This is a genomic window from Streptomyces odonnellii, from assembly GCF_000981895.1.
Taxonomy (GTDB): domain Bacteria; phylum Actinomycetota; class Actinomycetes; order Streptomycetales; family Streptomycetaceae; genus Streptomyces; species Streptomyces odonnellii.
In genome coordinates this window covers 1-9,765 of the sequence record NZ_LATD01000382.1, presented here as the reverse complement: position 1 = coordinate 9,765, position 9,765 = coordinate 1, and the positions used below count along the sequence as shown (strand labels likewise).

Sequence of the window (9,765 nt, the reverse complement as noted above, 5' to 3'; positions counted from 1 at the left end):
TGCGGTCACTCGCTGAGAACCGACCCATGGGGATGACCCCGGCCGCGCGGGGGTGGAGCAGCGCGGGGGAGGGCGCTGGAAGGTGCGACGGGTTCAAAGGGTCCTCGCTGTCACGCAAGGTGACGGCGTTCGAGGCTGCGCAATGCGGCGTTGAAGGAGGTTCGTTATGTCCCGTGGTGGAGCGCGCGCGGTGTCCGGGCCTGCGCCGGACCCGAGGTCGCTGCGTAGTACGAAGGCCGCGGAGAAGGGTGGTTGGCGGACGCTGCCGGCGGAAGGGCGGGAGGGTGCGCCGCCTGAGTGGCCGCTGACGACGGCTGCTGATCGTGAGCTGGACCTGTGGGAGGACCTGTGGGCGAAGCCGCAGGCGGTGGCGTGGGAGGACATGGGCCAGGGGCTGGAGGTCGCGCTGTTCGTGCGGACGCTGGCGGAGGCGGAGCGGGCGGACGCGCGGGTCGACGTGAAGAAGATGGTCCGCAGCTACCTCGATTCGCTGGGGCTGAGCGTGGCGGGGATGAACCGGAACCGGTGGAAGATTGCCCCGGCGATCGAGGGACCGGAGCAGGCGTCCGGTCCCGAGGTGCCTCCTCCCGCTAAGCGTCCGTCGGCGCGTGACCGGCTGAAGGTCGTGCCCAGTGGCGAAGGGGCCTGAGGCGGGGGCCGAGTTCGTCGTCGACTTTCCCACCCTGTGGGTTGTTCCGGACTGGATCGAGCGCCACTGCCCGATCCCGGACGGCTTCCGGGTGGGCGAGGATCTGGTGTTGTACCCGTGGCAACTGTGGTGCACGGTCAACCACTACCGCGTGAAGCCGGCCGCCACGGTCGGGCAGTTGGCGCCGGCGTTCCACTACCGCCGCTCGCAGGTCGTTGCTCCGCAGAAGACGGGCAAGGGGCCGTGGTCGGCGACGATCGTGCTGGCCGAGGCCGCCGGGCCGGTCGTGTTCAACGGCTGGGCCAAGGGCGGGGAGCGGTACCGGTGTTCGGATCACGGCTGCGGCTGCGGCTGGTGGTACGAGTACCAGCCGGGCGAGCCGATGGGCGTGCCATGGCCGACGCCGCTGATCCAGCTCACGGCCACGTCCGAGGACCAGGTCGCGAACGTCTACCGGCCGCTCCAGAGCATGGTGAAGCGGGGCCCGCTCGCCGAGATGATGCAGGTCGGCGAGGAGTTCACCCGGATCGGGGATGACGGCCGGGTCGATGTGGTGACGTCGTCGGCTCTGTCCCGGCTCGGTAACCCGATCATCTTCGCGATGCAGGACGAGACCGGCCTGTACACCGCGGCGAACAAGCTGCGGCGCGTCGCCGAGACGCAGCGGCGCGGCGCGGCCGGCATGGGCGGCCGGTCGATGGAGACGACGAACGGCTGGGACCCGTCCGAGAACTCAGTCGCGCAGACCACCAGCGAGGCCAAGGCGAAGGACATCTTCCGGTACCACCCGCAGGCGCCGAAGTCGCTGTCGTACAAGGACAAGCGGCAGCGCCGGAAGATCCACGCCATCGTCTACGCCGGGTCCTCGCACGTGGACCTGGACGCGATCGAGGCCGAGGCTGCCGAGATCATGGAGAAGGACGAGGCCCAGGCCGAGCGCTTCTTCGGGAACCGGTGCGTGGCGGGCGCCGGCGCGTGGCTGGACGGCGGGAAGTGGGCGGCGAAGGCGAAGCCCCGGCGGGTACGGCCGATGACCCGGATCGTCCTCGGCTTCGACGGCTCCGACGTGGACGACTGGACCGCGATCCGCGCCGAGACCATGGACGGCTACCAGTTCACCCCGCTGTACGGGGACGATGACGCCCCGACCATCTGGAACCCGGCCGACTACGACGGGCAGGTCCCGCGCGCGGAAGTCCGGGCGGCGATGGACCAGCTCATGAACCGGTACGACGTGGTGCGGCTGTACGCGGATCCGCCGTACTGGGAGACCGAGGTCGACGAGTGGGTCGACAAGTACGGCGAGGAGCGGGTGGTCCGCTGGTACACGCGGCGCATCGTGCAGATGCACTCGGCCGCCGAGCGGCTGCGCACGGACGTCCTCAAGCGGAACAGCAAGGGCGCGGCGTTCACGCACGACGGGTGCGAGATCACGCAGGCGCATATCGAGAACAGCCGTGCGGCCAACCGGCCGGCCGAACGGTACGTCCTGCGCAAGGCGAGCCCGAGCCAGAAGATCGACGCCTCGGTCACCAGCATCCTCGCCCACGAGGCTCTCGGTGACGTGATCGCGGCTGGCCTGGCTGAGCGTGAAGTGTCGTACTACTACGGCAGTTGAGGGGGGCTGATGGCTACGGAGGCGCAGGCTCTCCAGTTGGTCGGGCTGCTGGAGAACGAGTTGATCCGGCGGCGCGGGCCGATCGACCGGCACAACGACTACTACCGGGGCAAGCACCCGCTGAAGTTCGCAAGCCAGGAGTTTGCGAAGTTCCACGGCGCCCGGTACCGGGACTTCTCCGACAACTGGGTCCAGGTCGTGGCCGACAGCCCGGTGGAGCGGCTGACCGTGACGGGGTTCGTCGCGGACGGGGAGACGTCGGCGGACGATGATCTGTGGAAGGTGTGGCAGGTCAACGGCCTGGATGCCGACTCGCAGTTGGGGTTCCTCGGGGCGGTCACCGGGGCGCGGTGCTTCGTCCTGGTGTGGGGCGACCCCTCCGACCCGGACATGCCGGTGGTCACCTTCGAGGACGCCTCGCAGTGCGTCATCGCGTACGAGCCGGGCTCGCGCCGGCTGCGGCGGGCCGCGCTGAAGCGGTGGCAGGACGGCAACATGGACTTCGCCACCTTGTATCTCAAGGACGAGGTGTGGAAGTTCTCCCGGCCGCTCGCGCAGCAGGACAAGTCGCCGCAGATGGCGGACGTGGACGAGGAACTGAAGCGGTGGACGCCGCGCGAGATGCGTGACGAGCCGAACCCGCAGCCCAACCCCATGGGCGTGGTGCCGATGGTGGAGCTGCCCAACAAGCCGATGCTGGTGGAGGACCCGATCAGCGACGTCGCCGGGGTGGTGGCGATGCAGGACGCCATCAATCTGGTGTGGGCGCAACTGTTCACCGCGTCCGACGCAGCGTCATTCCCCCAGCGCGTGATCATGGGTGCGGAGCGGCCGATGATCCCGAAGCTGAACTCCGCCGGGGAGATCATCGGTAAGCAGGTCGTCGACCTGGACAAGTTCCAGGTGGACCGAGTCGCGTGGATCACAGGCAAGGACGCGCGGATCGCGGAGTGGTCGGCGGCCAACCTGACCATGTACACCGGGATCATCGAGGTCGCGGTGGGGCATCTGGCCGCGCAGACGCGTACCCCGCAGCACTACTTGATCGGGAAGATGGCCAACCTGGGCGAGGGCGCGCTGCTCGCCGCCGAGACGGGTCTCGTCAAACGGTGCGACGAGAAGACGCTGTGGTACGGGCAGGGGCTGCGGGAGATGGCCCGCCTGATCGCGCTCGCCAAGGGCGAGGATGCCAAGGCGCAGGCCCTGCGGTCGGGCCGGGTTCTGTGGGCGGAGACCGAGTCCCGCTCGCACGCCCAGCTCGCTGACGCGCTGCTGAAGCTGAAGCAGTTGGGTTTCCCGTTCGAGTGGCTGGCCCTGCGGTATGGGCTCACCCCGACCGAGGTCGCGGCCGTACTGACGATGCGGGAGCGCGAGCTGGAGGCGGATCCGGTGACCGAGCTGACCCGGAACCTGACCGGCGGCGGGGCCCCGGCACCCGCCACCGGCGGCGAGGGGCCGGTCGAGGACGCGGACGAGGAGCCGGAGCCGGAGGCGTGAGCCCGTCCCCGCAGGCGGTCGCGCACATGGAGGCGCGGCGCCGCCTGGCCGAGGCGACCGCGCGGGCATCGCGGGGCCTGTGGCGGCAGGTCGACCGGGACAACATCTACCCCTCGTGGGTGTCGCTGCTGGCCCGGCTGGTGGCGGTGGTGTCGGGCGGTCAGCTCGCCGCGGCGCAGGCCACGGAGCCGTGGCTGATGGCGCTGCTGGGCAGTGATCCGGAGCAGGCGGAGTCCGATCAGCTCAACCCGGGGGCGCTGGTCGGTGTGGACGGGGGAGGGCGCCCGCTGGCCGGTGTGCTGATGGCCCCGATGTGGACGGCGCTCCGGCTCGTCACCCAGGGCCGGCCGGTGGTCCAGTCGATGGCCGCCGGGCAGGTCCTCCTCGACGCGATGGTCCGTACCGCGGTCGCGGACGCGGGCCGGGGTGCCGATGCGGTCGGGATGATCAGCCGGCCGGCCGTGACGTCGTACGTGCGGGTCGTCGAAGGCGGCGCGTGCTCGCGGTGCCTGCTCCTGGCCGGGCGGGAGTACGGGGTGAGCAAGGCGTTCGCCCGGCACCCGAAGTGCAACTGCACCATGGAGCCGGTCACCAGGGAGCACCGGCCCACGCCGACCAGCCCCGAGACCGTCTTCAAGTCGATGTCCGCCGCCGAGAAGAAGCGCACCTTCGGCGAGGCCGGGACGCGGGCGATCGAGGCCGGCGCGGACATCGCCCAGGTCGTCAACGCCCGCCGCGGCATGGCCACCGCGACCGTGTTCGGCCGCACCGTTCGGGCGACGGCCGAGGGCACGAGGCGCGGCGAGTTCCGCCGCCAGGAGTTCCGCCGCCTCCAGGACGAGGGAGCGATCCCCCGGTCCCGGTCGATCCGGGGCTTCAGCCCCACGGCGGCGCGGCTCATGCCCGAGGAGATCTTCCGCCTGGCCGACGACCGCGCGCACGCGGTGCGGCTGCTGCGGCAGCACAGCTACATCGCCTGACCCTGCGGCCGGCGCGCGCTGCGCCGCCGCCCAACCCCGCAACGGGAGCACCCACATGAACCGCAGCACCCTGCCCCGCCACGCCCGCACGCACGCCCCCGGGTGGGCTCACCCCTACCCGTGCGACCCGTTCTCGCCCGTCCTGTACGCCGACGGCGGCAACCAGGATGACGAGGACGAGGGCGACGGCGAGGACGACGACACCGGGGACGACGACGGCCAGGGCGACGAGGACGGCGACGGGGGCAAGGGCGGTCAGGATGAGGACGCGGATCCGGACGGTGCCGACCAGCTCGGCGAGAAGGGCAAGCGCGCGCTGGCGTCCATGAAGGGCAAGTGGAAGTCGGAGCGGGACAAGCGCCGGGAGCTGGAGCAGCAGCTCGCGGCCAAGGACGGCGCCGACGACGCCGAGGCCGCCCGCCGCAAGGCCGAGGCCGACGCCACGGCCAAGGCCAACGGACGCATCCTCAAGGCGGAGATCCGGGCCGCCGCGAAGGGCCGCCTGGCTGATCCGAAGGACGCGCTGACCTTCCTCGACCTCGAACAGTTCGAGGTCGGCGAGGACGGCGAGATCGACCCCGAGGAGATCGAGGAAGCGATCACCGATCTCCTCAAGGACAAGCCCTACCTGGCAGCCGCAACGGCCAAGAGGTTCCAGGGCACCGGCGACGGCGGAGCGGCGCGCAAGGCGTCCCGCCCGAAGCAGCTCACCAAGCAGGACCTCAAGTCCATGACGCCCGAGGAGATCGACAAGGCCCGCATCGACGGGCGGCTCGATGACCTCATGGGCGGCAAGTAAGCCAGGAGGCAACCCCCTATGACCGTGCGGAACTTCGTTCCCGAAATCTGGGCGTCGCGGCTGCTCGTCGCGACCCGCAAAGAACTCATCTACGGCTCGCCCACGGTCGTCAACCGCGACTACGAGGGAGAGATCGCGGCGGCCGGCGCCACCGTGCGTATCACCTCCGTGTCGCGGCCGGCCATCGGCACCTACACGCCGGGGTCGACCGTCATCACGCCGGAGAGTCTGACCACCGGCCAGCGCACGCTGACCGTGGACCAGTCGAAGTTCTGGGCCTTCTCGATCGACGACGTGGACGCCCGTCAGGCCAAGTCCAACCTGATCCCGCAGGCGATGAGCGAGGCCGCCTACGCACTGGCGGACACCATCGATCAGTACGTGGCCGGGCTCTACACCCAGATCGCCGCGGGGAACTTCCTCAACCTGGTCGGCTCCCCGATCGACACCTACAGCACGCCGACCGACGCGTACGGCAAGGTGCTGGTGCCGCTGCGCACCAAGCTGACCAAGGCGAACGTGCCCAAGACCGGCCGGTACGTGATCGTGCCGCCCGAGTTCTACGCCTCGCTGCTGCTCGATGACCGGTTCATCGCTGCCGACAAGGCGGCCACGGACCAGGGTCTGCGTAACGGGTTCGTCGGGCGGGCCGCGAACTTCGACATCTACGAGTCGAACAACTGCCCCGTCCCCACCGGCGACACCGCCGTGGTCCAGGCCGGGGTGAAGGAGGCGGTCACCTTCGCCGAGCAGATCAACAAGACCGAGGCGTACCGGCCCGAGAACTCCTTCGAGGACGCGGTCAAGGGCCTGGCCCTGTACGGCGCGAAGGTGATCCGCCCGGACCACCTGGCCGCCGCGTTCATCAACCCCGCCTGATCGGAGCATGACTTATGGCGACAACCCAGCTCACGTACTCCAACCTGGTCCCCAACGGGAACCTGCTCCAGCCGGCGGGGACCACGCTGGTGGCCGCGCCGACCAACAACATGCAGCTCGCCAACGCCTTCGCTGAGCTGACCGTGCTGCGCGTCACCAACTCCGACGACGACACCGCGCTGACCGTCACCGTGAAGGCAGGCGACAACCCGCCCGCGCTCGCGGCCGGGCAGGGCGACCTCTCGGTGCCGGTGGCGTTCGGCACGACGCAGTTCCTCGGCCCGTTCGAGTCCGGCCGGTTCATCCAGTCCGACGGCTCGATGCTGATCGAGTCGACCACCACCACGGGCACGATCACGGCCCTGAAGATCCCGAGGAACACCTGATGGCCGAGACGATCTACGTCCGAGGCGAGGGCGGGATGGTCTTCGCGATGGACCTGCCCCTGCCCGAGAGCATCGCCGAACGTCTGGAACGCGGCCAGTTGGTACGCGTCAACGCGGACGGCTCCCCCTACTACGGGGCCCCCGCCCCCGCTCAGGGCAGCGCGCTCACCGAGGGCATCGTCCCGCGCCCGGGCGCGCGGGCCGGCAAGGACGACTGGGTCCTGTGGGCCATGGCCGTGCACGCCCTGCCCGAGGACACCGCCCAGGGCCTGACCAAGGCCCAACTTCAGGAGCTGCCCGAACAGCCCGGACAGTCCCCATCGGTCGCGGCCGGACGCCCCGCCGAGGACGCGACGAAGGCCGAGTGGATCGCCCACCTCGTCAGCCAGGGGCGGGTGTCTGCCGAGGACGCGGCGAACTACACCAAGGCTGACCTGATCGACATGGTCAGCTAAGGGGGGCACTGTGACACTGGCCCCTCTGGCGACACCGGCCGACCTGGTGAAGCGCGGTCTGGTCATCGGCGACGACGAGGCGGACCTCGTCGACACGTACCTGGCCGTCGCCTCGGCGGCGGTACGGGAGGCGGCCGGCGTCCCGATCTCACGGACCACATCGACCGTCACCCTGGAAGGCGAGCCGGGGCAATGGCTCACGCTGCCCGGGCCGCCGATCGTCACCGTGACCGAGGTTCTCCTCGATGGGGTGCCGGTCACGGACTGGCGGCTGAGCACGGAGCGGCTGTGGCGGGCGGCCGGGTGGGCGCCCGGCTGTGAGCCGTCGGAGGCCGAGGTCACCCAGACGCACGGGCTGGCGCAGGTGCCCGAGGACATCGTGGACCTGGTGTGCCGGATGGTCGCCGCCGCGGTGAAGGCCTTCCGGGAAGCGAAGGCCGAGGGCCTGGCCCCGGCCGCGGACCGGGTCCTGACCTCGGAGCGGCTCGGCGACTGGGCCGCCACCTACGCCAACGACGGCCGGATCACGGAGATGGACCTCCCCGAGTACTGGCGTGAGCGCCTCGCGGCCCGGTTCGGCGGCGGGGCCAGCCTGCTGAGGTCGCGGTGAGCGGCATCGGCCGGCTGCTGAACCGGCTCCTGGAAGTCCACCGCACCGTCGCCTGGCCCGACGGCACCGGCGGCCAGCAGACCGCTCTCGTCCTCGTCGGCACCGTGCGGGCGAAGGTCGACCAGCCGTCCCCGACCGAGCGCCTGGTGGCCGCGCAGGCAGGCTCGAAGCATTCGCACGACGTGTTCCTGCTCCCGGGGGCCGATGTCCAGCGGGGCGACCACCTGCACGGCACCGACGGCCTCGGCCAGCCACAGCGGCTCCGGGTCCTGTCCGTGGTGCAGCCCTCCCGCCCCCTCTACTCCAAAGCCCTTGCCGAACTCATCCAGGAGGAGGGTTCCTGAATGGCCACCCTGCAACCCGTCCCCGTGCCCATCGGGGGCCTGGCGCTGGAGGACAGCGCTACGCCCGCGGGCGCGGGCGGGGACACCGCGCCGACCGGCCCGGGCCGGTTCCTGTACGTACACAACAGCGACGACGCGCAGCACACGGTCACGCTGGCGACCCCAGGCACCGTGTCCGGGCTGGCCATCGCGGACGTACCCGTCGTCGTGGCCGCAGGTGAGTCCGCACTCGTCCCTCTGGCCAACGTGTTCCGAGGGCCCAACGGGCGGGCGAGCATCACCTACGACGCCGTCACCGACGTCACGGTCGCCGCCCTGGAACTTCCCCGGTGACCGGCCAGGACGCCGAGCGGCCCCGCCCGCTGCCGACCGATCCGGCCGAGGCCCGGCACCACGCCGAGCAGCTCCTCACCCAGCAGCCCGCGGCCCTGGCCGCCACCGCGATCGGCTGGGCGCTGCTGGCGGTAGCTGGGGAACTCGCCGAGATCCGGCGGGAGATGCGCCGCCAGCGCGGACGCTGACCCGTGGCCCGCCGCCCCCGGCGCCGCCGGGCGAGCCCGGTCCGGATGAACATCACCGGCATCGACCGCCTGCGCGAGGACCTCGACCACCTCGCCGTCCAGGTACGGGCGGCGTGCTTCCGGGCTCTTCAGCAGTCCGCGGAGGCGATCGTCGCGGACACGCAGGACAAGGTCCGCAAGGCGTCCGGGAACCTCCACGACTCCGTCCGCGCCCGCTACCGCAACAACGAGCTGCGGGCCGAGGTCGGCTGGTGGGACCGCGACGACCTGTACGCGTCCTTCCACGAGTTCGGCACCCGCAAGTTCCCCGCGCAGCCCGCGCTCCTGCCCGCGGCCGAGGCCGAGCGCACCCGGCTGCCCGGCCGGATCCGCGACGAGGTCAGGAAGGTCCTGTGATGACGACCGCGCCATTCCCGATCCCGGCCGTCCAGGACGCCGTCTACACCCGGCTCACCGGTGACGACATCCTGATGAGCCTGATCAGCGGGGTGTACGACTACGTCCCCGAGACCGCCGACTTCCCCTACGTCGTGATCGGCGACGCCACGGAGATCCCCGACAACGCCCACGACACCTTCGGCCGGCAGACCACACTCACGCTCCACGTGTGGACCCGCAGCCGCACCCACGCCAAAGGGCTCGCCATCGCGGCCCGGCTGGTGGCGCTGCTGGACCACCAGCCGCTGACCATCCCCGGCCTGCACCACGTCAGCACGCTCTACGAGTTCGCTCAGCCGCTCGTCGACCCCGAGCCTCCGGGCGACATCCGGCATGTCGTCCTGCGGTTCCGGATCCGCACCGAACAGCCGGCCTGACCCGACCCCTACCCCACCCGCCCGGGGTTTGTGATGCCCAAGGGAGGCACCCATGGCCGGTATCGACGGCTACGGCGTCCAGCTCAAGCGCGGCGACGGCGCGGACCCCGAGGTCTTCACCGCCATCGCGAACATCACCAACCTGACGGGGCCGGGCCTGTCCCGGAACACCATCGACGTCACCGCCCACGACTCCCCGGACCGCTACATGG

The 9,765-nt window shown here is 70.9% G+C and carries 14 protein-coding genes; all 14 read left to right on the top strand.

What is annotated here, in order from left to right:
- Window positions 1-166 precede the first annotated feature (166 nt).
- Genes WH07_RS30530 through WH07_RS30465 form a run of 14 tightly spaced genes read left to right on the top strand, consistent with a single transcriptional unit; the run spans window position 167 to window position 9,553 of the window.
- Complete coding sequence (locus WH07_RS30530) at window positions 167-649, top strand: hypothetical protein (RefSeq protein WP_232789121.1); 483 nt, start codon at window positions 167-169, stop codon at window positions 647-649.
- Window positions 633-2,267 carry a hypothetical protein gene (locus tag WH07_RS30525; RefSeq protein ID WP_046507114.1) on the top strand — a complete coding sequence of 545 codons (1,635 nt, stop codon included), beginning with the start codon at window positions 633-635 and terminating at the stop codon, window positions 2,265-2,267. The genes WH07_RS30530 and WH07_RS30525 overlap by 17 nt, the downstream gene beginning before the upstream one ends.
- Window positions 2,268-2,276: 9 nt before the next feature.
- Complete coding sequence (locus WH07_RS30520) at window positions 2,277-3,764, top strand: phage portal protein (RefSeq protein WP_046507112.1); 1,488 nt, start codon at window positions 2,277-2,279, stop codon at window positions 3,762-3,764.
- A complete protein-coding gene (locus WH07_RS30515; RefSeq protein WP_232789120.1) occupies window positions 3,761-4,744 on the top strand; it encodes a VG15 protein in 984 nt (327 codons plus the stop codon). Before WH07_RS30520 ends, WH07_RS30515 begins: the two co-directional genes overlap by 4 nt.
- Window positions 4,745-4,799: 55 nt before the next feature.
- Window positions 4,800-5,543 carry a hypothetical protein gene (locus tag WH07_RS30510; protein ID WP_046507110.1) on the top strand — a complete coding sequence of 248 codons (744 nt, stop codon included), beginning with the start codon at window positions 4,800-4,802 and terminating at the stop codon, window positions 5,541-5,543.
- 18 nt (window positions 5,544-5,561) lie between these two features.
- Window positions 5,562-6,422 carry a P22 phage major capsid protein family protein gene (locus WH07_RS30505; protein WP_046507108.1) on the top strand — a complete coding sequence of 287 codons (861 nt, stop codon included), beginning with the start codon at window positions 5,562-5,564 and terminating at the stop codon, window positions 6,420-6,422.
- A gap of 14 nt (window positions 6,423-6,436) precedes the next feature.
- Window positions 6,437-6,808 (top strand): hypothetical protein, encoded by a 372-nt coding sequence (locus tag WH07_RS30500; protein WP_046507104.1) that lies wholly within the window; start codon window positions 6,437-6,439, stop codon window positions 6,806-6,808.
- Window positions 6,808-7,263 (top strand): hypothetical protein, encoded by a 456-nt coding sequence (locus WH07_RS30495; RefSeq protein WP_046507100.1) that lies wholly within the window; start codon window positions 6,808-6,810, stop codon window positions 7,261-7,263. Before WH07_RS30500 ends, WH07_RS30495 begins: the two co-directional genes overlap by 1 nt.
- 10 nt (window positions 7,264-7,273) lie before the next feature.
- Complete coding sequence (locus tag WH07_RS30490) at window positions 7,274-7,873, top strand: hypothetical protein (protein WP_046507095.1); 600 nt, start codon at window positions 7,274-7,276, stop codon at window positions 7,871-7,873.
- Window positions 7,870-8,217: a head-tail adaptor protein gene (locus WH07_RS30485; protein WP_046507093.1), complete on the top strand. Its 348-nt coding sequence runs from the start codon at window positions 7,870-7,872 to the stop codon at window positions 8,215-8,217. The genes WH07_RS30490 and WH07_RS30485 overlap by 4 nt, the downstream gene beginning before the upstream one ends.
- Window positions 8,218-8,550, top strand: a complete 333-nt coding sequence (locus WH07_RS30480) for a hypothetical protein (protein WP_046507090.1) — start codon at window positions 8,218-8,220, stop codon at window positions 8,548-8,550.
- The gene (locus tag WH07_RS30475) at window positions 8,547-8,738 is read left to right on the top strand and encodes a hypothetical protein (protein WP_046507087.1); all 192 of its coding nucleotides are present in this window, start codon (window positions 8,547-8,549) and stop codon (window positions 8,736-8,738) included. Before WH07_RS30480 ends, WH07_RS30475 begins: the two co-directional genes overlap by 4 nt.
- 45 nt (window positions 8,739-8,783) lie before the next feature.
- Window positions 8,784-9,134 (top strand): HK97-gp10 family putative phage morphogenesis protein, encoded by a 351-nt coding sequence (locus tag WH07_RS30470; protein WP_232789119.1) that lies wholly within the window; start codon window positions 8,784-8,786, stop codon window positions 9,132-9,134.
- On the top strand, window positions 9,134-9,553 hold the full coding sequence (locus WH07_RS30465) for a DUF3168 domain-containing protein (protein WP_046507082.1): 420 nt from the start codon (window positions 9,134-9,136) through the stop codon (window positions 9,551-9,553). Before WH07_RS30470 ends, WH07_RS30465 begins: the two co-directional genes overlap by 1 nt.
- Window positions 9,554-9,765: the final 212 nt, after the last annotated feature.